This window comes from Sulfuracidifex metallicus DSM 6482 = JCM 9184 (genome assembly GCA_032834875.1).
GTDB lineage: Archaea > Thermoproteota > Thermoprotei_A > Sulfolobales > Sulfolobaceae > Sulfuracidifex > Sulfuracidifex metallicus.
In genome coordinates this window covers 2018735-2042524 of sequence record CP135238.1, presented here as the reverse complement: position 1 = coordinate 2042524, position 23790 = coordinate 2018735, and the positions used below count along the sequence as shown (strand labels likewise).

Annotated in this window: 26 protein-coding genes; 11 read left to right on the top strand and 15 right to left on the bottom strand. The window is 37.9% G+C overall.

Annotation, left to right across the window (positions count from 1 at the left end):
- Nucleotides 1–2238, bottom strand: a complete 2238-nt coding sequence (locus RQ359_RS11010) for a DEAD/DEAH box helicase (protein WP_054837629.1) — start codon at nucleotides 2236–2238, stop codon at nucleotides 1–3.
- Between the two features lie 33 nt (nucleotides 2239–2271).
- Here RQ359_RS11010 and RQ359_RS11005 point away from each other — a divergent pair, with 33 nt between their 5' ends.
- From RQ359_RS11005 to RQ359_RS10990, 4 genes are read left to right on the top strand one after another with little or no spacing between them, the layout of a single operon-like run.
- Nucleotides 2272–2490, top strand: coding sequence for a hypothetical protein (locus RQ359_RS11005; protein WP_054837628.1), 219 nt, complete (start codon nucleotides 2272–2274; stop codon nucleotides 2488–2490).
- 8 nt (nucleotides 2491–2498) lie between these two features.
- Entirely contained in the window at nucleotides 2499–3890 is a 1392-nt protein-coding gene (locus tag RQ359_RS11000; RefSeq protein WP_054837739.1) for a 7-cyano-7-deazaguanine synthase, read from the top strand.
- Nucleotides 3891–3945: 55 nt separating this feature from the next.
- Entirely contained in the window at nucleotides 3946–4800 is an 855-nt protein-coding gene (locus tag RQ359_RS10995) for a sulfite exporter TauE/SafE family protein (protein WP_054837627.1), read from the top strand.
- A 10-nt stretch (nucleotides 4801–4810) separates the two neighbouring features.
- Entirely contained in the window at nucleotides 4811–5191 is a 381-nt protein-coding gene (locus RQ359_RS10990; RefSeq protein ID WP_054837626.1) for a DUF1634 domain-containing protein, read from the top strand.
- 187 nt (nucleotides 5192–5378) lie between these two features.
- On the opposite strand, the gene acs is transcribed toward RQ359_RS10990, so the two are convergent.
- Both acs and RQ359_RS10980 read right to left on the bottom strand, forming a co-directional pair.
- Nucleotides 5379–7322 (bottom strand): acetate--CoA ligase, encoded by a 1944-nt coding sequence (gene acs / locus RQ359_RS10985; RefSeq protein WP_156016462.1) that lies wholly within the window; start codon nucleotides 7320–7322, stop codon nucleotides 5379–5381.
- A gap of 143 nt (nucleotides 7323–7465) precedes the next feature.
- Entirely contained in the window at nucleotides 7466–8074 is a 609-nt protein-coding gene (locus tag RQ359_RS10980; RefSeq protein ID WP_157042892.1) for a hypothetical protein, read from the bottom strand.
- A 252-nt stretch (nucleotides 8075–8326) separates the two neighbouring features.
- On the opposite strand from RQ359_RS10980, the gene sul7s reads away from it, so the two are divergent.
- From sul7s to RQ359_RS10960, 4 genes are all read left to right on the top strand, one after another.
- The gene (gene sul7s / locus RQ359_RS10975) at nucleotides 8327–8500 is read left to right on the top strand and encodes a winged-helix single-stranded DNA-binding protein Sul7s (RefSeq protein WP_170267524.1); all 174 of its coding nucleotides are present in this window, start codon (nucleotides 8327–8329) and stop codon (nucleotides 8498–8500) included.
- 30 nt (nucleotides 8501–8530) lie between these two features.
- Complete coding sequence (locus RQ359_RS10970) at nucleotides 8531–9406, top strand: mechanosensitive ion channel family protein (RefSeq protein WP_173571494.1); 876 nt, start codon at nucleotides 8531–8533, stop codon at nucleotides 9404–9406.
- A 260-nt stretch (nucleotides 9407–9666) separates the two neighbouring features.
- Nucleotides 9667–10290 (top strand): hypothetical protein, encoded by a 624-nt coding sequence (locus tag RQ359_RS10965; protein WP_156016465.1) that lies wholly within the window; start codon nucleotides 9667–9669, stop codon nucleotides 10288–10290.
- A gap of 124 nt (nucleotides 10291–10414) precedes the next feature.
- Entirely contained in the window at nucleotides 10415–11029 is a 615-nt protein-coding gene (locus tag RQ359_RS10960; RefSeq protein ID WP_457921212.1) for a trimeric intracellular cation channel family protein, read from the top strand.
- 62 nt (nucleotides 11030–11091) lie between these two features.
- On the opposite strand, the gene RQ359_RS10955 is transcribed toward RQ359_RS10960, so the two are convergent.
- The 7 genes from RQ359_RS10955 to thiD form a co-directional block, all read right to left on the bottom strand.
- The gene (locus tag RQ359_RS10955) at nucleotides 11092–11259 is read right to left on the bottom strand and encodes a hypothetical protein (protein ID WP_156016467.1); all 168 of its coding nucleotides are present in this window, start codon (nucleotides 11257–11259) and stop codon (nucleotides 11092–11094) included.
- 38 nt (nucleotides 11260–11297) lie between these two features.
- Complete coding sequence (locus RQ359_RS10950) at nucleotides 11298–13208, bottom strand: hypothetical protein (protein WP_457921211.1); 1911 nt, start codon at nucleotides 13206–13208, stop codon at nucleotides 11298–11300.
- Between the two features lie 191 nt (nucleotides 13209–13399).
- Nucleotides 13400–14242 (bottom strand): zinc ribbon domain-containing protein, encoded by an 843-nt coding sequence (locus tag RQ359_RS10945; protein ID WP_156016469.1) that lies wholly within the window; start codon nucleotides 14240–14242, stop codon nucleotides 13400–13402.
- Between the two features lie 19 nt (nucleotides 14243–14261).
- On the bottom strand, nucleotides 14262–14525 hold the full coding sequence (locus tag RQ359_RS10940) for a hypothetical protein (protein ID WP_054837621.1): 264 nt from the start codon (nucleotides 14523–14525) through the stop codon (nucleotides 14262–14264).
- Between the two features lie 56 nt (nucleotides 14526–14581).
- Nucleotides 14582–15292 (bottom strand): class II glutamine amidotransferase, encoded by a 711-nt coding sequence (locus tag RQ359_RS10935; protein WP_457921210.1) that lies wholly within the window; start codon nucleotides 15290–15292, stop codon nucleotides 14582–14584.
- 102 nt (nucleotides 15293–15394) lie between these two features.
- The gene (locus RQ359_RS10930; protein WP_156017909.1) at nucleotides 15395–16282 is read right to left on the bottom strand and encodes a ribokinase; all 888 of its coding nucleotides are present in this window, start codon (nucleotides 16280–16282) and stop codon (nucleotides 15395–15397) included.
- Nucleotides 16279–17481: a bifunctional hydroxymethylpyrimidine kinase/phosphomethylpyrimidine kinase gene (thiD, locus tag RQ359_RS10925; protein ID WP_457921209.1), complete on the bottom strand. Its 1203-nt coding sequence runs from the start codon at nucleotides 17479–17481 to the stop codon at nucleotides 16279–16281. Before thiD ends, RQ359_RS10930 begins: the two co-directional genes overlap by 4 nt.
- Nucleotides 17482–17711: 230 nt before the next feature.
- Between thiD and sepP the strand changes: the two genes are divergently transcribed.
- Nucleotides 17712–18374, top strand: coding sequence for an undecaprenyl-diphosphatase SepP (gene sepP / locus RQ359_RS10920; RefSeq protein ID WP_338116970.1), 663 nt, complete (start codon nucleotides 17712–17714; stop codon nucleotides 18372–18374).
- 58 nt (nucleotides 18375–18432) lie between these two features.
- Here sepP and RQ359_RS10915 read toward each other — a convergent pair whose 3' ends face one another.
- Nucleotides 18433–19605 carry a glycosyltransferase family 2 protein gene (locus RQ359_RS10915; protein ID WP_054837618.1) on the bottom strand — a complete coding sequence of 391 codons (1173 nt, stop codon included), beginning with the start codon at nucleotides 19603–19605 and terminating at the stop codon, nucleotides 18433–18435.
- Nucleotides 19606–19902: 297 nt separating this feature from the next.
- On the opposite strand from RQ359_RS10915, the gene RQ359_RS10910 reads away from it, so the two are divergent.
- Both RQ359_RS10910 and RQ359_RS10905 read left to right on the top strand, forming a co-directional pair.
- The gene (locus RQ359_RS10910) at nucleotides 19903–20157 is read left to right on the top strand and encodes a hypothetical protein (protein WP_054837617.1); all 255 of its coding nucleotides are present in this window, start codon (nucleotides 19903–19905) and stop codon (nucleotides 20155–20157) included.
- A 28-nt stretch (nucleotides 20158–20185) separates the two neighbouring features.
- A complete protein-coding gene (locus RQ359_RS10905) occupies nucleotides 20186–21109 on the top strand; it encodes an MBL fold metallo-hydrolase (protein WP_338117028.1) in 924 nt (307 codons plus the stop codon).
- Here the strand turns inward: RQ359_RS10905 and RQ359_RS10900 are convergent.
- The 4 genes from RQ359_RS10900 to RQ359_RS10885 all read right to left on the bottom strand — a co-directional run bounded on the left by RQ359_RS10900 (nucleotide 21093) and on the right by RQ359_RS10885 (nucleotide 23756).
- Nucleotides 21093–21839, bottom strand: a complete 747-nt coding sequence (locus RQ359_RS10900) for a VIT1/CCC1 transporter family protein (protein WP_156016473.1) — start codon at nucleotides 21837–21839, stop codon at nucleotides 21093–21095. The genes RQ359_RS10905 and RQ359_RS10900 overlap by 17 nt on opposite strands.
- 112 nt (nucleotides 21840–21951) lie before the next feature.
- Complete coding sequence (locus RQ359_RS10895; RefSeq protein ID WP_156016474.1) at nucleotides 21952–22620, bottom strand: CRISPR-associated protein Cas4; 669 nt, start codon at nucleotides 22618–22620, stop codon at nucleotides 21952–21954.
- Between the two features lie 264 nt (nucleotides 22621–22884).
- Nucleotides 22885–23355 carry an AAA-associated domain-containing protein gene (locus RQ359_RS10890; RefSeq protein ID WP_054837615.1) on the bottom strand — a complete coding sequence of 157 codons (471 nt, stop codon included), beginning with the start codon at nucleotides 23353–23355 and terminating at the stop codon, nucleotides 22885–22887.
- A gap of 44 nt (nucleotides 23356–23399) precedes the next feature.
- On the bottom strand, nucleotides 23400–23756 hold the full coding sequence (locus RQ359_RS10885) for a hypothetical protein (RefSeq protein ID WP_054837614.1): 357 nt from the start codon (nucleotides 23754–23756) through the stop codon (nucleotides 23400–23402).
- Nucleotides 23757–23790 lie beyond the last annotated feature (34 nt).

Here is a 23790-nt window from a genome sequence, read left to right as displayed (position 1 = left end):
TTATACCACCGGGGACCCCCATTTGTCTGAAGGCTTAACTTCGTTCTCCTTATAGAGTAGCTCGCTTATTAATCTATAGGACAGTTTCCTTGAAAGCATTCTGTTGTTATTTCCGCAATAAGGGCTATACACACATTTCGGACATCCATCTTCACAAGTACAATTTCCCGTTATATCCTTGGCTATTTCGTAGGCGGATTCAAGTCTATCATATAGGAGCATAGATACTCCGTTTCCTCCAATTGACGAATCATATATTGCAACATGACCGCTCGGATAAGAAACACCAGACAGATCAGTCTGTGAAGATCCAGCTACTAACCTGGCAGCTGAAATGAGAACGTGTTCGGTTGCATGGAACGCCTTTATTCCGTCCTCTATGCTGTTCATCCATTCTGTAATAGGATGCGTAATATAAAGGCCTTTAGTTCTATAAGAAAACATGATAGGCTCATCATAAAATACCTCTTTTCTGGGCTTATCCTTTCCTGACATCGAGTAAACTGCATAGCCGGTTACAATTTCGTTTACCTCTATCTCACCATATATTACGCTCATGTTTAGCACCTTTTTGTCTTTTATTTTCTTAAAATCCTTGATATCTACTGTATAAATAGGTTTAGTATAAGAATCTGTTATTTTCGATTCTTCAAGCTGGGCGTTCATTTTACCTAGATCTAACGACTTAACTAAGTAAGCTCTCTTAGATGATAGATATATTCCCCCTGGGTAGAACTCATACAAAGCTACAGGTAGTTCCCTTTCCCCCACTTTTCTTTTACCTGCAAAGGCAGATACTATCTTCCCAGAACTTCTCAGAGAGCTCTCCAAGAATTTTGATCTGGTTAGAGTAGTAGAAAACACGAACCCATTTTTACGTTTTAAGTATCCGTCCTTCTCTAACTCTGGTAAAACTTTCTTCCATACGTCAGATAGGTCTTCCTCCCTGAGTACCCTCTTTTCTAGTAATAAGCCAAGTAAGTGAGCTTTAGCCACCTCTGTATTTGAAGGATCAAAAGGAATGGGCAATAGCTCTCGCTTAAAGAACTCTGGCCCATTTCTAAGGTAATACGAGTCCATCGGGCTATCTCCCAGTATGGTGAAAATGTAAGCAGTTCTATTCCTTCTACCTGCCCTACCAGCTCTTTGTATATACTTGGTAAATGAGGGAGGATCCGCAGCCATAATTACGCAGTCTATCGACCCTATGTCAATTCCTAGTTCCAATGTGGGCGTGGCCACGACACCATCTATTTTTCCTTCTCTCAGCTTTTCCTCTACGGAGAGTCTATACTCCTTTTCTGTTCCAGCTCTGTGCACCTCGAAGTTGGCGTGAAATCTTTCAGTTATCTTTGCAGTAACCTCTGCCATTTGTTGAGAGTCCACAAAGATTATGGTTCTCATTCCTTTCCTTGCTAGGTAGGCACCTAGAAATGCAGCTAGAGTCCACCTGCTTGCCCCATTGCTGTCTATCAAGGCGTGAAAGGCTATCCCTTTTCTCCTTTTAGTCCCAACTATGAGGTCTCCATTTTCCAAGCCGAATAACTCCTTAAATAGATAAACGGAACCTCCAACCGTAGCACTGGAAGCTATTATCTGGAGTTCACGGTCAAACCTTATCCTCTCAGATATCCACCTTAAATGGGAGCCCATCACTCCTTCATAGACGTGAATTTCATCAAACACGAAATGAGAAGCTTCTCTCAGAAGGTAAGAGTAGCGATCGCTTAGTGCGAGCCCAACGTGAATCATATCTGGATTTGTTACCAAGATTTCCGGAGGATCTTCAACTATTTCCTTCCTTTCCTTTGGCGCAGTGTCGCCATCGAAAACTCTAGCCCTAACGTTAACTTTATCGGCTAGCCTGGATATTCTCTTAAGTTGATCTCTTGATAATGCCTTAGAAGGATAGACCAAAGTAGATCTTTCTCCCTTAATTGCCATCTCCAAAATAGGTATAAGGAAAGCCTCAGTTTTTCCTGTCCCAGTCCCAGAAATTACCATTATATTGTCTCCTTTAAGTATGCGTTCTATTGTTTCGCCTTGGTACTTGTAAAGTCTGTAAATTCCTTCCTGCTTTAAAGCGTTCTTTAACGTCTGTGAAATTTTTAACGAATCAATGCCCTGACCAAAGTCCGGATCTAAAGCGGTCTCAGTGTAGATGTGAATTATCTTAGCATTGAAAGAGGAAAGTGCCTTGCTTACATCTGTTAGTACGTCATTTTCGTGACCCTCCACAGTTTTTTAAATTTGGTACTATCCCATAAAAGCATGTCATCGAAAGACGTTTTAGATTCTAGATCTTTAGCGGCCTTTCTTTCCTCAATGGCCGGGATAATGAATAAGGGAGACAAAATAGAGGTCATAGTTTATTCAAAGGACATAGAATCATGTCCCGAGATTACAATGAGTCACGACTTCGCAATAATTGATGGAGATGAAATAGGTGAGAATAAGGTGAAATTAGTACTTGAGTTTAAGGGAAGGTGATGATATATATGTGTAGTGTAACTGGAGTCATACTGCTAAATTCTCTTAAGTATAAAGAAGTAGAAAGGAAACTAGTTCAAGTATTAAAGAAAGCCGAAGATAGAGGTAGAGATAGTTTTGGAGTAATTTCAGTGCGGAAAGATGGATCGACAATTCATTCAAAGTCACTGGGAAAGCCCTCCGATAATGAGGAAAAATTACGCGATGTAATTGACATTGAAACCTCTCTTGTAGTGGCTAACAATAGAGCGGAGCCAACTACCGAGTACGTGAAATTAAAAGGCGAAAATGACGTTCAGCCTTTCGAAGGTGAAAGGTACATAGTATCCCATAACGGAGTGATAGCTAATGACAAGGAGCTTGAGGTTAAATATTCCCTTGAAAGGAAGTCCAGCATTGATACTTCTGTAATTCCGCCTTTATTGGACAAACTTTGGGACGGTAAGCTAGAGACCTTGCCCGACATAATTAACCAGATAAAGGGAAGTTTTGCGTTCATTATTGCTGACAAGAAACAACCAGATAAGCTGTTCATAGTACAGAACTTTAAGCCAGTTTATATGGCTTACGACTACGCCTTAGAGGCAGTTTTCTTTTCTTCTCTTGACGATTTCCTAGATGAGGATCCTTTTTACCCAATGAATATGAGAAAACTGGATCCTTATTCCATAATTGAGGTAACTAATAAGAAACAATTAAGGAAGGTAGACTTGCAATCTACTAAAAATCAAAGAAGAGTGTTAGTTATAGCTAGTGGAGGACTTGATTCCACCGTGGCCGCAACCAAATTGCTTAAGGAAGGATACGATGTAACCTTACTTCACTTTAATTATCATCATAAAGCTGAGGAAAAGGAGAGGGAATCTGTTCGTGAGATCTCTCGGTTTCTTAACGTCGAATTGATAGAAGTAGATACTGACCTTTTCAAGTTAGTTGGTAATACCACTCTACTTAAGGAAGGAGGTGAGATAGTGAAGGATAGAGGTGGCATTTCTGGAGCCGAGTTCGCCCATGAGTGGGTTCCCGCTAGAAATCTAATTTTCCTCTCTGTAGCACTGGCTATAGCTGAAAGTAAGGGTTTCTCTTACGTTGCAACTGGGATAAACTTAGAGGAATCGGGTGCTTATCCAGATAACGAAATGGAGTTCAATAGGCTGTTTGATCGCATGTCTCCTTACGCTACTGGTCCGAACAGAAAGGTAAGAGTTCTAATGCCGGTAGGAAATCTAATGAAGAGAGAAATAGTCAGGTTAGGAGTTGAGATAGGAGCTCCTTTACACTTAACATGGAGTTGCTATGAAGGAGGAAATAAACATTGCGGAAAATGCGGACCGTGCTTTATGAGGAAGGAAGCATTTAGGATAAACGGTTTAGTCGATCCTATAGAATACGATGCATAAACTTAAACGTTAAAAAGATGGTAATTTTAAAGCCTACAAAAATAACTTCTCTCTTATGACACCGCTAGAGCTGTTTATTGTGTTCGTTGTTGCAAGTGCAATGTCAGGAATTCTTGGTTCGCTTACGGGTCTTGGAGGGGCTACGTTCTTAGTGCCGATATATTCCCTTTTTCTAGGGATTCCAATAGAGTATGCCTCAGGAGCTTCGCTCATTTCAACTATTGCCACTTCAGCTGGTGCTACAAGTGCTAACGTGAAGAACAAAATAGTAAATATAAGAATCGGAATGTCCTTAGAAATAGCCACAACTCTAGGATCAATTGTAGGTAGTCTTACTGTAGCTTTTATCTATTCTCATCATCTTGAAAATATCATTTACATAGTCTTTGGAATAGTATTACTTTCACAAGTCTATGTTCAACTTCAAAGAAGTAAGTTTGAGTTACCTAAACCAATGAAGCCAGATTGGTCAACTAAAATCTTTTCATTACACGGTAGTTATTACGATATGGCGCTGGACAAACAAGTTGACTATTACGGTGTTAGATGGTGGTTAGGAGAAATAATAATGTTTATGGCAGGCTACATCTCGGGGCTTCTTGGAATCGGATCCGGTGCATTGAAGGTTCTAGGAATGGATTGGGCTATGAATCTTCCAATGAAGGTTAGTACTACGACAAGCAACTTCATGATAGGTGTTACTGCGGCTACTGGTAGCTCCATTTACTGGGTTTTCGGATACATACAGCCTTTTATAGCTGCGGCTACCGCAATAGGTGTGCTTATAGGTGCAATTTTAGGTGCAAGGCTGATACCTAAAGTTAGGAACTCTAGGATAAGGCTAATATTCACTGCAATACTTGTCATTCTAGGCATTCAGATGTTATTAAGGGGTTTAGGTTTATTCTGAGGTGAATTGAATGGGTGAGTTAGAGGAAATAGTAGGATATATAGCAAAGGCTGGGGTTTATTTGATATTTGTATTTCTGATAATAGGTTCAGTTCTTCTATTTATAGAAGGTAAGGGAGATGGAAGATCTCTACAGGAAATTTCTTCTCCCCATTCTGCCTTTAACACGTCTGAAATTTCTGCATCAATAATAAGTGGGATAAGCAAAGGTGATCCTATATCTTTCATTTCATTAGGACTTATGATACTAATCGCTATACCCGTAATATGGATAGTCACTGGAATTATAAAATACGCCCTTGAGAGGAACAAGGTTTATACAATAGTTTCATTTATAGTCCTCTTCGATTTACTCTTCGCAATATTCGTTATACCCTACTTAGTAAAGTGATTTTGATTAAATTTTTATTATAAAAATTATTTTTAGTGAATACGAAGATCATTGAGATTCGAGTAATATGAAAGGATTTAACGCAAACTAGAAGGAGTTAGTAGAGAACTTATGAAGATAAAAAAGAAAAATGAATATGTACACGTCTTTTTCTTCTATTTAAATTATTTAATCATTTATATTTTAGCTATTTTTGTCTCTTTACTTCGTTTTCGAACTCGTTTATTATCTTTTTCAATTCATCTAATGAAGTTTCATCTTCCAGAGTTGAAGTGTCGCCAGTTTGTTGTCCAGATAATACAGACTTAATTAATCTCCTCATTATTTTTCCGCTTCTGGTCTTAGGAAGCTTAGTAACGAAGTAGATATCCTTCATTATCACTAATGATCCTAAGTTATCTTTAATGTGGGATAGTATCTGTTTCTTTAAGTTCTCGCTCGGTTCATATCCTTGCTTCAATACTACAGCTGCAACTGCTACCTCTCCTCTCACTGGATCTGGAACTCCTATAACTGCACTTTCAGCAACTCCAGGGAATGAGATTAGTACGTCCTCTATTTCCCTAGTTCCTATCCTGTGCCCAGCTATTTTCAATACCTCGTCGGCTCTGCCCAATATGAAGAAGAAACCGTCCTCATCCTTTACAGCATAATCTCCGGGATAGTAAACTCCCTTGAATTTAGACCAATATGTTGAAATATATCTGTCTGGATCTCCCCATACTCCAGCGAGCATCCCCGGCCAAGGTCTTCTTATTACGATGTAACCTTTCTCTCTATCCTTAGCTCTAGTGCCTTCTTCATTTATAACGTCCGCTTCTACTCCAGGTAGAGGAAGCCCGTTTGCGCTGGGTTTAAGCATATAATTGCCAAGTCCAGGGGTAGCTGATATCATTATACCCCCAGTCTCGGTCTGCCACCAAGTATCTACTATAGGTAGTTCGTTATGGCCGATGTTTTTACTGTACCATCTCCATGCCTCTGGGTTTATTGGTTCTCCTACACTTCCCAATATTCTGAGCCCATTTAAGTCGTGAGATTTAGGCCACTCTTCTCCGTATTTCATTAGCGATCTTATTGCTGTAGGTGATGTATAAAACACGGTTACGTTATATTTCTCTATTAGTTCCCACCACTTATCAGGGTTTGGATAATCTGGGACTCCTTCATACATTAGGGTAGTAGCTCCGACTTGTAGGGGTCCGTATACTATATACGAATGTCCAGTAATCCAACCTATGTCGGCGGTGTTAAAGAACACATCGTTATCGTGAAGATCAAATACCCATTTAGTAGTTAAGTAAGTCCAAAGACCATATCCTCCATGCAGGTGGAAAATACCCTTTGGTTTACCTGTAGTGCCTGACGTGTAGAGTATGAACAAAGGATCCGTAGACGAAGTTTCCTCAGCTTCAACCTTCTTATAGCCAGTTCTGGAAACTAGTTCGTGATAATATACATCCCTTCCTTCGGTCATCTTAGTGTCTTCAAAGTGAGGTCTTTTAACAACTATAACCTTCTCTACAGAGGGAGCTTGTTTTAAAGCTTCGTCTACGACTTGCTTAAGGGGGATTTTCTTGCCTCTTCTCACGGTATAATCCGTGGTAATTACCACTTTAGCCTTGGCGTCGTTTATTCTGTCTGCTATAGCCTGATGAGAGAACCCTGAAAAAACTACGCTATGGACAGCTCCTATTCTTGCCGACGCTAATAACGATATAGGTAGCTCTGGCATGAGCGGCAAATAAGTTAGTATCCTGTCTCCTTTTTTGATTCCTAGATCTTTTAGAGCTCTTGCTAACCTATTTACTTCATTGAAAAGCTGACCATAAGTTAATGTTCTTGACTCCCCAGACTCGCTTTCCCATATGAGTGCTGCCTTATTCGTTTTCCATGTTTTTACATGCCTATCCAAAGCGTTTTGAGTAATGTTGATTAATCCATCAGGGAACCATCTATAGAAAGGAGCGTTGGACTCGTCCAGCACTTTTGAGAAAGGCTTCGTCCACTCAAGTTCAAGAGCTTGCTCCTTCCAAAACCTTTCAGAATCCTCCAGTGATCTTCTATATGTTTCTTTATATGGAGGTAGCGTGTATTTCTCGTTAAAGGGAAGGTTCTCTTCTTGTGACATGATAAAATATAGGTCTACTAAATTAATAAAGTAACACTCTGGGTTTTACCTTGATTAAATTAGCTAAAATATTAAAAATAGTGCACGCTGAGACACTATCATTTTTTGTAATTGTCTTTATACATATAGATTTATAGGAACCTTTATGAAGGTAATGAAGTGGTTGCTTTATTCAGAGCTCCTATATCCCTTTTTAGGAAATCCTTCCTCAGCTTTAGTAACTTTAAGTTGGTCTCTACAACCTCCTTAGCATAAGTTGGGGTAAAAAGTGAGCACGCCTTAGATTGCAGAATCTCATCAAAAGCACCCTCCATTTCGTCTTTTATCTCGGACTCCTTTATTCCATCAATTATTTCAAGACCCTCCTTTAGGTGTTCGTAAGTGCTCCACATGTCGAACCTTGAAACCCTCTTATACAAAAGCTCCTGAAGGAGATACGTCGGTTTCCATGTTGAGAGCGAATGTCCGTGATCTATTATGTACCCAATCTCGTCTTTAGCTAAAACGTGGTCCTCCTTCATGTCTACGTTTAATATCCACTCTTCGAAAGCCAAGGCCATTCTCAGCAAGTTTATGTTCTTAAGGTTTGGATGTGCTTTTTCGGGCAAATATTCCATCAATATTCCAAATTTACCTTGGAATTCTATTACCTTCACTTCAAGTAGAGGAAATCCCATCTTTCTTCCTATTCTACTGGAAAATATCTCAGTTGCTAGTTCAGTAGATACGTTGGGGTCCTTGTATCCTCTCATTGGTTTGAAATATAATAACAATATTAAAGCCTCGCCGTGATAGATGTGCTATGGGTTATAAAAGTAAGCTATATCATGTAATGCCTTATTCGAGATCTTCTAGGAAATATTATATGAGAGGTACGAGGCTTACACTAAAATGGGCAAAACTTAGAATTAAATGCTACTTAAGGAACAAACAAAAGAAAAACTCATAAAGAACAAAAATACAAAAGGAAAAAATTTAATTACCATATCTTATACAATGAATTAATGGATGTTAAATCTGAAGTTGAGAAAGTAGTAAAAGAGAGTGGATGGATAACTGCTAGTCAACTATTCAAGGTTCTTCCTTATCCTGCACCTGAAGTGAATAACGCAATTATACAGTTGATTAAAGAGAATAAGATAGAAAGAAGAGGGAGATATTTCCATTATTTGTCTTAATTTTAAATATCTTGATTCCCAACTAAACTCATGGGTTTCAGGGTCAGAACTATAGATATTGTAAAAATTTTGATTGTTGTAATAATCCTAGCTGTCCTTACGTACTTGGTAGCGTTTCTCAGCGACCTCTTTTTACCTAAATATAAGGTCTACATATCCGATGCAAGTGCTGCTGTAATCGTAGGTCTTGGAGGATACGTGATAGTTAAAATATTACTTGATGTCATATCTCCCTACCTTTTCTCTAGGATGGATAAAGGCGTAGCCCACACTGCAAGGCTCGTCATAAGCGTAGCTTTGTATACTATTGTTGTTTTAGCAGTTTTGTCAGCACTAGGCATTAATTTGACTGGCGTAGCACTTGGAGGTACGGTAGCAGGTATAGCAATAGGTCTCGCAGCCCAGACGGTGTTCTCTAACGTGCTAGCTGGCTTCATGGTTTCTTCTAGTAAAACCCTTAAGCCAGGGGATCCAGTCATCCTTTCTTCATGGATATGGGGAAACCCAATTGTGGGAGAAGTAACTAACGTTTCTCTTTTATTTACAGAAGTAAGGACGCTTAATGGTAATCTTATTAAAGTACCTAATTCCGCCTTTCTTGGGAATACTACATTCACGAAGTTAAGTGATGGTAATCAGCTTTTAGAATATCCACTTCAAGTCATAATTAACGCTGACGTGAAGGCAGAACAAGTTTTATCTTTAGCTCAATCTTACATAAAGGACTCATTTGATAAAGAGAAGGTCCAAGTCCCAGAAATGTACTTCACCGCCAAGAACGGCTCTACTAATACCTTCATGGTTATCCTTAAGTTTAGCAATATCGATGACTTAAACACGATGCTTACGTCTGTTAATACTGCATTTGAAAAAGCGTACTGGGATGCTAAAACTGCTAAAACTTAAGATAATATTTATCTCTCCTTTCAGTTTTAAAAAACATTTTAATTATGAAAAGTTTCTTTATCTACGTAAGTTGATATTCTATATATATTGTCACGGCCTCTTTAAGGCTGGTACCAATTTCAAAATTCTTTCGGATTTTAATCATATATAAAAACAAGTAGTCATATCTTGATTTTAATTAAAAAATTTATGTGTTTTAACAACTCCGTTACTGAGGAGTAAAAATAAGAGTAAGGTATGTAATTTACCTTAGAATAAGCATGGACATAGTTATACTTCTTGCTGCAATGGGTATATCTTTATTGGAAATGACCGAAGCTTCTGCAATAGCCGTGATATTTTATGGAATATACCACACCTCAAAGTCCTATCTTTATGCCATAGCTGGAGTAGCAACTTCTTTGATACCAGCTCTGATAGCAGGGAAATTTTTGTCCACTTTACCTATAGATTACATTGCTTTAGGCGCTTCAGTGATTCTATTCTATTTCTCCCAGAAGCTATTTAGAAGCGCGCGTAGGTCCATTAAAGGCATAAAAAGGAAAAAAGAGGAAAAAGAAGAAGGTTTAGTAACAGTCTATGCGGTAAGTGCAATTGAGGGTCTAGAAGCATCTTTAGTTGTGGTAGGTTTGATGGCATTTGGTTATTTCTCAGCATTGATTGGTGTTGGGGTTGCGGTAATTCTGGTTATAGTTCTTACTTATATAATGAAGGATCAAGTGATGAAAATACGAGTTCCTCAACTTAAGTTAGGTATGTCTGCGTTGTTAGCTACCATAGCAACCATTTGGATTTTAGAGGTTTTCTTGAATTTAAATGAAATTATAGCTGTACCCCTGTTTGTAGTATATTTCTTAGCAGTTCAAGCATTGGTAAAAATATAAGAAAAAACCCAGTTTTATGTACTATTCCGTATACGATAGCAACACAATAAGTACTATTTTAGTTTTACCCAGTTAAACTTAGCTATTTAATTTTAAAATCCAGACGTTCTTTTCAACTAATTTGATGACACCTAGCATCTTAGAGATCATGAACTTTATAGGAATTATTTCCTTCACCATCTCAGGAACTAGCAAAGGTGTGAGCAAAGGATTAGATTTATTCGGTACCATAGTTTTAGGCATTGTTACAAGCTATGCTGGAGGAGTAACCGCAGACATATTACTAGGGATTCTTCCTCCAACTATACTCAGACAGTGGCAATTCTTACTGCTTTCAATATCTGTTTCATCTCTAACTTTCTTTTATTATAGGTACTTGGATAGGCGTTTCCTAAGGGAGGTGTTAAAAGTTTCCGACGCAATAGGTTTGTCTGCGTTCGCAGTTTATGGCGCATCTTTAGCCTATTCTTACGATCTTAATATCATAGCAGTTGCTTTGATCTCTAGCATTGTGGCCTCTGGAGGAGGAGCGCTTAGGGACGTGTTAGTAAACGATGTTCCACTGATTTTAACCAAGGAGATTTACGCTACTGCTGCCATGACAGGTGGCATTGTATACTATATAGTAGCTTTCTTCACTAACGTTGATTTAGCTACCTTGACTTCTATTATAACTGTAATGACAATCAGAGGAATTGCAATTAAGTATAACCTGAGTTTACCTTCAATAAAGGTATAATAACTCTAAGAAAATATTGGTTCTATAATTTAAATCAAAAACAATGTTAAGAATTTTCAATTCTATCTCTTGCTAAAACAGGAGGTAATGATGTTTAATATTCCCATTAGTATTCTTGTACCAACCAGAAGAAACGTTGTTAGTAATCCTACTAGAAATCCTAGAGAAGAATATGCTGGTCTCAAATACAGAGAAAGAATGCCTAGCTGATAAAATGGGAAGACCGACATAAAAACAATAAATAAAAACTAAGAAAAAAACTTTTTTCTTATTGACGGGTACCTCTCTTTCTCGCCACCACTATAAGCACTATGATAAGGATTATCACGATAATTACTAGGACTAATATTAACAGCGATTCACCGGTCGTTAGCTTAGATAATAGAGGTAGCGATACAGTAACGTTGAATGTATCAGATTGTACAAAGGGATAAATCGATCCAGTCTGGTTCCACTCTAACGATGTAGCAAGCTGGTAACTCCCTGGAGAAGCACCGCTACTTACGTCTACTATATAAGTTACGTTTACCTTCTGACCAGGCTTAAGGTCTCCTATGAAGTACTCTGATGCTGTTAGAGCTTGTAGTGGATTCGATGAGCTGACATGAGGATATATGACGTCTGACTGTCCTAGTCTAAGTATAACGTTCTTAGCTGTGATGTTTCCAATGTTCTCTAAGGTCAAAGTTAAGGGTATCTTAGATGCTCCTGCCGTGGCTCCGCTAAAATATACATTTGAAATAATAATATTAGCTTTTGGATATATCGTTAATTTATAAATTTTAGTAAAGTATCCTCCGTCATACTTTAACGTTATATTTATATTGTAATTTCCTACAGGTGTATTATTAGGTACGTTAAATAAGAAGGTTGAGTTTATTGGTACACCTGAAGGCATAGCACCTATCTTTTCGATACTTTGAGATATTAACTGTATTTGACTAGGTACCTTAATATAAATTGTTGCATTCTGAGCTATTCCTGAACCGTAATTAAGCGATATTATGTGTAACTCTACGTCAGAGTAACCAGGGAATACCTGAGGTGGAAAAGTATAGGCTGTTATTGATGCGTTGATTGTCCCAGCTATCGTAACAGGCATTTCCATAGTTAACGTTTCTCCTTGATAAATTGTCACATTAACAGGTAAATAATATACTCCAGGAGTTGCGTTGCTATAAACGTCTGCAGTCACAATAGCCTCGTTAATCTGACCTGCAGGGATGAATCCAATTGACACGTTATCCTGTAGGAACTTCACAGGATATTGAGAGTGCAAGTGCAACGTTACGTTGGACAACAAGTTGGTTCCCAAGTTTTTAACAATTAAGGTAATAGGAAGGTTGACCTCGCCTGAGGACGCAATTATGGGAGAAGATGCTGAACCCCACACAGTTTGAACCATTACTTGATCTGTGCTTATTATATCTACAGGGATCATGACCTTAATTGACGAGTTTCTAAAGAAGGTAACATTAGCAGTTATGTAGTGAACACCCTGCGTTGCATTTGTGTAAACATCAGCTAGAACTGTGGCGAAAATTGGTTGTCCCACCGGTAGATATCCAATTGACACGTTATCCTGTAGGAACTTCACAGGATATTGAGAGTGCAAGTGCAACGTTACGTTGGACAACATAACGTTACCTTGGTTTTGCAATATTATTGTGAAAGGTACGTTATACTCTCCAGGTCCTACTACTATGGAGGAATTTGCAGTACCCCAAGTAGACTCAGCGTAAATCTTCTCCTGTCCTAAAACTGGTATCGAAACTTCAATCTTTTTCTGAACTTGATCTCCGTTCTCTTCGTATCCGCATAAGTCTATGTAATACTTATAAACTCCGTCCTTAGAAGCGCTATTTACATTAAGTAAAACGGTTATATTATCTGAGCTTCCAGAACCTAAGTAGGGAATTGTGATATTGTTAGTGTCGTTAAAATAACTATAAGGTGTGAAAGGATACACGCTCAAGGGTATTACGCTTACGTTGAACAGGCTAGGTCCTAGATTAGTTATGGATATTGTAATGGGCTGTCCGATTTCTCCAGGTGCTAATATTTCGTCAGGTTTAGCGAAGCCGAAGACGTCAGCAGTTGACGTGCTCATTGCAACTGTTAGAGTTTCAATCATAAACATTAATGCTAAAACAACTATTAACGCGAGTTTACCTTTCATAGACAAAAAGATATATCTAAAATATTTAAGTTCTTTCTACCTTCATAATATCTATATTCTTAGATTTAATAATATATCAAATAAAATACTTAAATATAAAATTTTATATCTATTTTACTTAATTATTTAAGAATAATTCTTAAGATAAAAATAGTGAAACTAAAAAGGAAAAGAGATAAAAGAACTGAAAACTAACACGTGTAGAAGCATCTTAAAGCTATGTTGAAAGCCGCGTTGAAGTCCCTGTCTGCCTTGTAACCGCAAGCAGGACAGACGAATATAGAGCCTAGTATTTCTCCTTTTTTATAGCCACAGTTAGAACATATCTTTGAAGTGTTATATGGTTCTAATCTTCTATACCTTATTCCCCTCTTGTATAATTCTAGCTCAAGAGCGTTTTGAATAGTCTTAAGTCCCCTTCCTATTTTGTTGTCGTAAAGCCTAAGGTCCTCCATCGCAACTACCTTAGGGTTCATTTCTTCGATGAAGTTTACTGCTTCTATGGTTTGTCTCCGCACCTTGTCCCTTATAGTCTGTAGGTGAGAATAACCCTGATTATCTCCTAGATATCTCGCGAAGTCATCCTTCATTAAATCAGTACCGAAGTATCGTACTTTCCATAACTTTCCGTCCAAGAGGGAGGCGACAGTTATTAGATGTCTAATGCCAACGTCTATTCCTACCACTACCTTTCTTCCCTCATAAGCTAGCATTACCTTTATTCCATCTGTCATGTCAACTATTGCATATAATGGTTCTCCAAGTTCAGGCACTCCTTCAACTAATGTGTTGTATCCCTTTAGCCTTATTTTAGTCTCATTTATAAATTGTATTTCAATCGGTCCAAGTCTAATTGGACCTTTTCCTTGTATTGAGGAAAGGATTTCTCTAGGTATAGAAGGTGGAGGGGAGAGCCTACTCCCCTCTACCTTTCTTATGGCGTTATTATAAGCCCTAAAGAAGCATATATCGTCATAAATAGTTTTTAACTTACCAAAATCTATTACTTTTACGGAAACGAGTTGTTCCTTCATAAAAAATAATATGATTTTCTTACTTAAGTGTTTGAAGTACTACGTTAACTAGACCCTGAGGAAGGTTTTCCATATCAGTTACTATACTCATTTTGTCATCAGTATTATCAAAAGACTTTAAATATTGTTCTTTGCAGCCATCTATTTTAAATATAGATACCTCTTTAATTGAATTTGTTGGTATTATTGTAGTATATATTGCAAAACCTTTGCAAGGCTTTTCCTTAGTTTCGAAGCCATTTTCGTCTGTGTATTTTACATTTCTTGCTAATATGCTTTCCATAGTCTTTAACCTAGAGCCGACTTATTTAAACTTAACTTCAATTTACTTTAATATAGTTACAATTGTTTAAACCCAATGGGAATTCGCTCCATAGAATAATTCTTAGGTAAGTATTTCAACAAGGAAGACGAAACGCAGTAATTAGAGTCGCAGTATATCTTGTAATATTCCTCGTTTTTTTCATGCATGAGTTCATTATTAAAGTAATGTAAGATAATTAGCCCTACTTCCTTTCCTCTCATGTAAAGCAAGGCAGAATTCAAACTGGATGAGACGCTCATAATTCTTTCAAATTCCTTTCGGTACGCTTTAGAGGGAGAGTATCCTTCATCTATTAGCGAAGATATATCATGAAGAATTAAATAACTATCAGTGTATGGCATTTGAGGAGAACTGAATGCCGTTCTGTTCACTGACCCGTTATGTGCAAAGAACAAATCATAGCCTGAAGATCTTAAATGATATGGATGTGAATGGTTAACGCCTAATAAGAACATCTTACCAGCCTTCCTTACGTGTGCGATCCCTATGATTTCATCTCCACTAATTTCAATTTCGTCAAAACGGGAATCCTGATACGCCGGTTTGCTGCTTCTGTGATATATCATGTTCCAATCTTTACCTTCTCTCACTAGTGCAACTATTCCCCATCCATCTGGATGGCCTTTGTACATCGAAAGCTCGTCGTACTCTGAGACCTTCTTTAAAGCTTGTATTAAGTTGTTGTCTAACTTGCCTTTAACGTGAAAAGCCAGCAATCTGCACATACTAATCCTTCTCAGATTCCCTTTCTAGATCACATAGACCTATACATTCATATTCCTTTTTGCTTTCTTTCTTAGCTTTTCCCTTTTTTCTCGCAGACATAGTCAAGGTATTTTCATATTAATCTTTTCAAAAAATAACTTTACCTCATCCATTTTAGGTCCTAAGGCTCCCTCCTTAGTAACAGATAAGCCGGCGACAGCATTAGCGAATCCTACTGCTTCATCCAGATCCATACCCTTTTCTAAAGCGTAAGCTAGCGAGGCGTTGAATACGTCTCCTGCTCCTGTAGTGTCCAATGCCTTAACTCTCACCGCCTTAATTTCAACTTTTTTATGCTTAGTTGCTAGGATTACGCCTCTATCTCCCATGGTTAAAACCACGGCTTTCCTCACTTTCTTAAGCATGAGCTCCAATCCACTTCGTATGTCGTCCGCAGGGGCTAATTCCTTAAATTCCACCTCGTTAGGTGTCAATATATCTACGTAGTTGAAGATTTCCTTGTTGCTTATTATTGAAGGTGCAGGATTCAAAATTCTAATCCCATTAAATTCCTTTAATGCCTTGAAGACCACGTTTTCCTTTATCTCCATTTGTGTCAAAAGTATGTCTTCCTCCTTAGATCTAGATACGTCTACGTCTTCAGGAGAAAGCAGAAAGTTTGCTCCTCTGTTTACGATAATTCTATTCCTACCCTCCTTATCTATTATGATAAGGGCATTGCCTGTCTTTGTGTTTTTTACCTTTACGTTGCTTCTGTCTACCTTTTCGTTATCCCAGAAAAGTAACGCGTTTTTCCCAATATCATCATTTCCTACAGCGGCAGTTAATTTTACCTTTCCGCCAAGTCTAGAAGCGGAAACAGCTTGATTCGAGCCCTTACCTCCGTGCCCGCTAAATATCTCCTTCGAGAATACCGTCTCTCCATCCTCTGGAAATCTTTCTACCCTTACTAATAGATCAAGATTATAACTTCCTACTACGTATATCAACTCCATAGAACCTCTATTTTATTCTTCATTTGGTTCAATGTAGACGCTGTAAGAAATATATTTCCGTTGAAGACTACAGCATCTCCTTCTACTCCACTGTCGGTTATTTTTATTATTCCCATTTCTGCTTTTTTTAGTATTAAGGGAGAGAAAGGTAAAAGAATTCCTATACGTCCACCAACCTTCTTGGCAATCCTAGTCACGTCATTGTCTAGATTTACTAGAAGAGGTCCGTCAAGCTTTATTTTATCTATATATTTTATTATTCCTCCAGCTAGACTGATTACGTCCCCATAGTTAGTAAGGTAACTTACATTAGCTTTGAAGTCGTCCCTCATAAGGGAAACAAATTTCTTGTTTCCCTCAATAAAATGGAGAAGTTCCTCTAAGGTCTTTCTTCCATTTTCTCGTTCCATAACAGATTCCGCGCTTGCGAAAGGATCCACAGGTCCCTTGCCTTTACCTATTGAAAGGGAATTTAATATAGAAAAGTATACAAATTTCTTTGACTCCTCAATAGCTTCAATTAATGAAGCACCCTTTGATAGAAAGCCTACAATGGACGCTGAAAATACGTCTCCGCTACCGTGAAGGTTAGATGTATTAACCTTCGGAGACTTTATCTCCATTTCCTGGCCGTCTAACATAGCTACATCTGTTCCATTGAACATATTTCCTCCTTTAACTACCACATTTCCTATATCGTTGTAGAGCTTCCTAGCTACTCTTTTCAAGTCATCTAAGCTAGTTATTTTCTCTCCAGCCAATTTCTCCGCCTCATACTTATTTGGTGTTGAGAGTAACGCGTCCTTCATCAAAGATTTTAAGGCGTCAACAGATGACTCATCAAGTAAGGGAGATCCAGTCTTAGAAACCATTACTGGATCCACCACAAGTTTCAAGTTATATTCCTTAACTTTCTCCTGAACTGCCTTTATTATGCTCTCGTTAGATAGCATTCCCGTCTTTCCGAACTTCACTGAGAAATCCTCCATGACAGCGTCGAACTGCGAGGAAATGAACGATGGATCAACGTTATAGATTGATTTTACTCCAATCGTATTCTGGGCAGTTAATCCAGTTATTACTGTAACTCCAAAGACCCCCATTGAAGTTAGAGTCTTCAGGTCCGCTTGGAGTCCAGCTCCTCCTCCAGAGTCGCTGCCTGCTATGATCAATGCTATAGGTCTATTCTTCATAAGAAAAGGATTTCTACCCTAAATTTAAACTTTGGAACTAGTTACATCTTCTGCTTAGTTTTGGCTTAAATAATTAAGAAATAATAGATTTATTTAAAATGCAATAAAACTTATAGAATGTTATGAGTGCAACTCCTGAAAGTAGTTAAGCCTAGCATTCATTTCAACAATCGATAGAATACCTTTCTTCTCCTGAGAAGATTTATTATATATCTAAGTAGTTCTATGGTGTGAACTGGAGATATATTTTTGCTATTTACGCTATATATATAGCTATTTCGATTATAGTAAAAATACTAGGCGAGGCAGGAGTTCCAGGGAACATCTTCTTTTATCATCTGATTAACTCTTCTCAAGTAAGTTACCTTAATCCAGTGATGGTCTTTCTATCGAAATACGGCAGGGAATACGTATGGATACCAGTAACTGCTGCCCTTTTCATAGCAGGAGGAAAATATAGAAGGGCATCCATCATACTTGCATCAGCTTTTATTTTGGCTATCATATTAGGTGAGCTTTCGAAGTACTCTGTAGCAGAGCCCAGACCATTCTTGGTTCTAAGCAACTATCATCTTCTAGTTCCTAAGCCTCACGATTACTCTTACCCTTCCGGTCACGCGCTCATAGTTGGAGTTGGTGCAATAACGCTTCTTTTAACTTTACCTTATTACATTTCAGTTCCTTTAACAATTGAGGCTCTATTGGTGAGCTATTCTAGAGTTTACGTTGGTGTGCATTGGCCTTTAGACGTTTTAGCAGGTTGGATCTTAGCTGCAGCCATATCATTTACCGCGTTGAAACTAGAAAACTTCGAAATGAACGTTTACAACAAGCTAAAGGACTTTTTAATGGGTATATCTAACAGCAAAGCTGCAGAAAAAAAGAGAATATAATGAATTGTTATACATAAAGAGACATTTTTAATAAAAATTTATTCATTTAATTATTATATTATATACCTAAATTTGTTGAAGGTGATCTCTCTGTCTTTACCCATTCCTTCTTGATTCTAAGCAACTCTAATAGGACTGCGTAGAAATTCATCAGTATAATTAGATTGATATAAACGAGGGAGAGAAATGGCAGAAATGATCCTATCATATGTCTTCTAGAGATTGACATTGATATTAGAAAGGACATGAGTGTAGCTATTGATACTAAAGCAGTAGCCAAGAAATACCATAAGCTAAATGGGTAAAGTAAAAACAAGCCGTAGTTGACTACGGATATTATCATAAAGAATGGGCTCAGGGTTATTATGAATCCGTCTAACAGCTTACCGTTTATTCTGCTGATCTTCCAAGACACTTCAAAGTGTCCTCTGTACCATCTTATTCTCTGTTTCCATAATACCCTGAATCTAACAGGAACTTCCCTCCATGTCAAAGCAGAAGGGGAATATAATACCTTGTAACCAAGTGAATGTAACTTAAGGCTAAGGTCTAAATCTTCAGTTAAAGTTTCCTCGTTCCATCCGCCAACCACGGAGAGTACATCCTTTCTTATGAACGAGCATGTTCCTTCCAAAGGTACGAAGAGCCCCATTCTAGCCCTTCCTGCTATGGAATACTCATAAAGTAATTCTTCTAGAGAAGCAAAACGGGCAGTTAAAGACTCCCTTACGTTTATAGGGACTAGCTTTCCCTGAACTGCACCGACCTTTGGATCGTAAAACTTTGGTGCAACTATAGATAATACATCCAACTTTGGTACACTATCGGCATCGAAAATGCCCACGATATCTCCTTTCGTTGTCATCAGAGCGTAATTTAACGCCCTACTTTTTCCGTTAACCTTATTTGAAGGAGGTAGTGTGACACATTTAACATTATCATACTTGAGCTCATATCTCCTACATTGTTCTTCTGTATCATCGGTCGAAGAGTCTTGTATTACTGTTATGTCATACTTAGATCTGTCATATTCCATGTTTACAAGGCGATCTAGCAAACGTGGTAATACCTTACCTTCATTCTTAGCTGGTACTATAATTGAGAAACGTACTCCGCTAAAGTCACGCGTCTCTACGGGTTTCCAAGTTACTCCCCTTATAGCAAGAAATGAATTATAAGAACTCCAGGATGACATTGCGAGACTAAGCAATAGCAATAATACTTGAAACATTGATGCATATTTATGTTTCAACTTACATTAAATGTTTCGCTTATTCTAATGCACTTAAGCTCTCTAGTTCAGAACGTGGTTTAAACGCTTAAGGAGGAAGTATTATCTAAATTCATAAGCTTTCTTTTGTATGACTATAAGGGTATGAACGTTTGAAAATAAATTCTCTCTCTTCTATTATGATAGACTCTCAGCTGTTATAAGTCCATAATCTATTACGGAAGGGTTGTTTTAGTCGTGATATTACCTAAATTCCTAAGTTTTTCCTTAAAGTATTAACCTGATAACATAATAAACATGAGCTATGTTAGGTCCTTGCTAGGTGATTATGAGCCACGAGGCAAATTGGTTCAAGGCGTAGGAAAATTTATAGCCTTTGGTCTGGATGACCCTTTTCACGTTACTACGGTCACTGGGCTGGCAGTTTATGGTGTAGGAAAAATGATGGAGAGGAGAACCAACTACGGTTTAAGGATGGCTAAGATGGATGTCCATGCCACCGTTCATGAGCTTAACAAGCTGGTAAATGATATTAGAAGTCTCAGGCTTTAAATCTTAAAAATCATTTTTTATCATTATGATTAAGGTTCTTCCTCTAGCCTTCGAGAGCTTAGGGGTGAGATCCCAAGCAACATTGATAGAAACCTCAGATACAAGAATTTTAGTTGATCCCGCGGTCTCTTTGGCACCTAGACGATATGGCCTTCCTCCTCATAAGTTAGAAGTAGAAAAGTTAATGGAGCTAAGTAAGGTAATTTACAACGCAGCCAAAGACGCTGATGTAATTGTTGTCACCCATTATCATTACGATCATCATGACCCAGGCTTTGTAATACCAAAAGAGATCTACAAAAACAAGCAAGTTTTCGTGAAGGATCCCAATTCCTTCATAAACGTGAGTCAAAGCAAAGTTAGAGCTCCCAAGTTCATGAGGGCTATAAATGGTCTTCCTTCGTCCTTGCAACCTGCGGATGGTAAGGAGTTCAAGCTAGGTAATACTAAATTAAAGTTCTCCAAACCTGTCCTACATGGCGCAGATGAGAAGATGGGATATGTGATCCAAGTCTCCATTTCCGATGGAGGCGAAACTGTAATGATTACCTCTGACATAGAAGGAGGACCCAGAGATATGCACATTAAGTTTACGCAAGAGGTTAAACCAAATACACTCATAATTGACGGGCCATTAACGTATATGCTAGGTTACGCTTTAACTGAAGAGACACTCAACTCTGCATTAGATAACATGGAAAAGATGATGAAGGAAGGATTAGATACCATGATAGTAGATCATCATTTGGTTAGGGACCAAAATTATCGTCAAGTAATTGACAAGTTAAAACGTCAAGTAGGTGAGATAGGAGGAAGAATAATGACGGCTGCTGAGTTTCTTCAAGTGGAAGAGAATCCTCTGGAGGCAAGGAGAAGGGAGTTGTTCAAAGAAAGTAATGAACCAGCAAAGCTACCTAGAGGTGTGGCAGAGCTCCTTAAGGGAGGAGGGTAGCTGGGAAGAAGTGAGCCAATACCATTCCTCCAGCGTAGCTTCCAATTAAAGCTAAAGATCCAGTAACTATTTGTTCCACTGCACCTCTCCATTTACTTAAACCTGTGAACTTGGAACCCATAGCTCCAAAGATACCAAGGGAGGTCAAGGCAATAACTATAGACGACGCCAAGAAAACGTAGAAGTTTATGTGTAAGAACTCTCCAACTATGAATGGTAAAAGCGGTAGCAGGCCTCCTATTACTAAGTACATTGACATTATTAACCCAAGTCTAACTGGACTTTCAAAATCCTCTGGAAATATCTTTAATTCATTTGCCATCATTTCATGTAAGACCTTTTCTTTGTCCTGCCATATTTTTTCTGCTATTTTCTTTGCATCGTCCTCGTTCAGACCCTTATCTAGATAGAACTGGACAAGTTCCTCCTTCTCCATGTCTGGGTATTTTTCGATTTCAGTTCTTTCCTTCTTCATCTCGTTATTTATTACTTGCATCCTCACCCTAGTCGAAATGTATTCTCCAATTCCCATGGAGAACCCCTGACCTATGGTAGCTATCAAACCTGCAACCAGAACTGCGATTACGTTATGTTCAAAGCCCGCAGCTCCTATAGCTATTGAACCAACTCCGATCAGTCCATCTTGAATGCCGAAAACTTTAGTTCTAAACTTGTCAGCCTCATCAGTATAATGCCTTACCGGCTCAAAGTTTCCAGAGTTTTTTTCCATATACTAACATCAATAATAATAATCTTATAAATTACTCGTGTATTACGACAAATGAAATCAAATGTAAAAACTATTACGCCTAATCGCAAAAAGAAAAAATATGCATGAAAACTTACTGTTCTCTATCGCATCTGGCTTTATGAATACAATAGTTGCATTGCCAATTAAAGTCTGGAGCACTCTTACCTTCAGGCGGAGGAGTTTTTCTCTGAGTCAAGTATTTGTGCAGATCCTCGGCTCTTTGCAGTGTACTTTCATAGAGTTCTGCGTCAAATTCGATAGGTATTTCTTCCATGTCGAAGTTTCCTCTATCAACGTAAAGCAATATGCCATGCGATTTCGGATATGCTCTCAAGTATAGGTTCAATTGGGCCTTATGTTCTTTCTTGGGTAAAAAGCCCTTCTTCACTTTGCTTTGAAGATCTTCAGTGCTCTTAACTTCTATTACGTATCTTTCCTTCGTGAACTGAACTATGATAATGTCATCTGCTCTCCCTGAGAAAACGATTTCAGGGTTTTTTGGATGTGGTATTCTTATGGGAACCTCGCTGATAACAGAGATGCCTTCTTCGTTCTTTAACATGTCCGCAATAAGGTTGTGAAGAGCTTCCCCCAGAACGGTGAATCTTGTCATATCGTACGTTGTAGCTGATGGAAAGATTCTATCGTAATATTGTCTCCTTAAACAATACCACATTTGAGACGGCCAGTATTCTCCGTCGAATGAACTCTTTATCTCATTTTCATTCAGGCGCTTATAAATAATTTCTTTAACTACCATAAGTCTATCTTGGTGTTATAGTTTACTTACATAAATATTAAGGTTAATAAAATGGGATATTAAGGGTATTTACATCTTATATCACGTGAAAATTCGTTTTATGTTATTCTCTAATTTATGTAGCCAATGAAGGAGTCTAAATCTCAAGGCAAAATTATGTTACAGATAAAAAATCATTTTAACTTTATAAATGAAAATCCATACTGTTATTACAATTTTAAAGACAATTCAATCTATTAACTATATCATACGGTTCCTTTATTTTTATTCGTTTACCCTAAACTCTTCCTCTCCAATTAAGGAGATTAAGCCAGAGTAAACTCCCCACTCGGCTAGAGTAATTCTTAGATCATATTTTCCTTGAGGGGAATTATAGTTCTGTACTCCCCTTCTTTCAAGCTCTGATAGCAAATCATCTAACGTGAACTCCTTTAAATCTATTGCGGTTTTAAAAGGTTCAACGTCTTTTATGGAATCTGATATTAGCCTTTTTCTTTCTTTTATATTAGAGTTAATAAATTGGATACCCTTGTCACTTATAATTATGTCTCCTCCTCCTATAGTGACGAATCCTAAATAGCTAGCAGTGTAAACTATTGGCATCATATCGTCAATGTCTATACCTAGGTCCATAGCCAGCTCATATAAATCAGCTTTTCCTTCATAGTTATTATTTAAGACAGTTAACAAACCTACAAGGTCAACTACTCTAGCATTAGGGTCGATTACATCCATATAATGATTCGACCAATCTAAATTTTTAAATGTGATTCTTATCTTTATCCTTTAATGAAGTAAAGTACACCGCCTATAATTATAATTAAAGGAAATAAATAAAATCCTAAAATCATTAATATATCTAAAGTTGAAATAAACGCTGAAGATCCAAACTCTGAGAGGGCATCGGCATGGGCTGATGAAGTAGCAGAAGCAAACATTTCCAGTCCCGCAATCATTGCAGAAATTAGAGCCACGTATCTATTGGACGACAATAAGAGAAGTGAGAGTAAAACGAAGATTGCTATCATAGTCCCCAAGGAAATCAAGAAAGGTACCTTGTTCCACAATAGTGCTCCACCTATTGTTAAACTGAAGGCAGATCCTAACAGACCTGTTCTAAGTATACCTAACCACATACCGTAATATCACAAAGTAGGCATTTAAAGAGAA

Coding starts and splice junctions, on each gene's coding strand:
- RQ359_RS11005 (WP_054837628.1), top strand. CDS start 2,272: ATGTCATCGAAAGACGTTTTAGATTCTAGATCTTTAGCGGCCTTTCTT.
- RQ359_RS11000 (WP_054837739.1), top strand. CDS start 2,499: ATGTGTAGTGTAACTGGAGTCATACTGCTAAATTCTCTTAAGTATAAA.
- RQ359_RS10995 (WP_054837627.1), top strand. CDS start 3,946: ATGACACCGCTAGAGCTGTTTATTGTGTTCGTTGTTGCAAGTGCAATG.
- RQ359_RS10990 (WP_054837626.1), top strand. CDS start 4,811: ATGGGTGAGTTAGAGGAAATAGTAGGATATATAGCAAAGGCTGGGGTT.
- acs (WP_156016462.1), bottom strand. CDS start 7,322: ATGTCACAAGAAGAGAACCTTCCCTTTAACGAGAAATACACGCTACCT.
- RQ359_RS10980 (WP_157042892.1), bottom strand. CDS start 8,074: ATGAGAGGATACAAGGACCCCAACGTATCTACTGAACTAGCAACTGAG.
- sul7s (WP_170267524.1), top strand. CDS start 8,327: ATGGATGTTAAATCTGAAGTTGAGAAAGTAGTAAAAGAGAGTGGATGG.
- RQ359_RS10970 (WP_173571494.1), top strand. CDS start 8,531: ATGGGTTTCAGGGTCAGAACTATAGATATTGTAAAAATTTTGATTGTT.
- RQ359_RS10965 (WP_156016465.1), top strand. CDS start 9,667: ATGGACATAGTTATACTTCTTGCTGCAATGGGTATATCTTTATTGGAA.
- RQ359_RS10960 (WP_457921212.1), top strand. CDS start 10,415: ATGACACCTAGCATCTTAGAGATCATGAACTTTATAGGAATTATTTCC.
- RQ359_RS10955 (WP_156016467.1), bottom strand. CDS start 11,259: ATGTCGGTCTTCCCATTTTATCAGCTAGGCATTCTTTCTCTGTATTTG.
- RQ359_RS10950 (WP_457921211.1), bottom strand. CDS start 13,208: ATGAAAGGTAAACTCGCGTTAATAGTTGTTTTAGCATTAATGTTTATG.
- RQ359_RS10945 (WP_156016469.1), bottom strand. CDS start 14,242: ATGAAGGAACAACTCGTTTCCGTAAAAGTAATAGATTTTGGTAAGTTA.
- RQ359_RS10940 (WP_054837621.1), bottom strand. CDS start 14,525: ATGGAAAGCATATTAGCAAGAAATGTAAAATACACAGACGAAAATGGC.
- RQ359_RS10935 (WP_457921210.1), bottom strand. CDS start 15,292: ATGTGCAGATTGCTGGCTTTTCACGTTAAAGGCAAGTTAGACAACAAC.
- thiD (WP_457921209.1), bottom strand. CDS start 17,481: ATGAAGAATAGACCTATAGCATTGATCATAGCAGGCAGCGACTCTGGA.
- RQ359_RS10915 (WP_054837618.1), bottom strand. CDS start 19,605: ATGTTTCAAGTATTATTGCTATTGCTTAGTCTCGCAATGTCATCCTGG.
- RQ359_RS10910 (WP_054837617.1), top strand. CDS start 19,903: ATGAGCTATGTTAGGTCCTTGCTAGGTGATTATGAGCCACGAGGCAAA.
- RQ359_RS10900 (WP_156016473.1), bottom strand. CDS start 21,839: ATGGAAAAAAACTCTGGAAACTTTGAGCCGGTAAGGCATTATACTGAT.
- RQ359_RS10895 (WP_156016474.1), bottom strand. CDS start 22,620: ATGGTAGTTAAAGAAATTATTTATAAGCGCCTGAATGAAAATGAGATA.
- RQ359_RS10890 (WP_054837615.1), bottom strand. CDS start 23,355: ATGGATGTAATCGACCCTAATGCTAGAGTAGTTGACCTTGTAGGTTTG.
- RQ359_RS10885 (WP_054837614.1), bottom strand. CDS start 23,756: ATGTGGTTAGGTATACTTAGAACAGGTCTGTTAGGATCTGCCTTCAGT.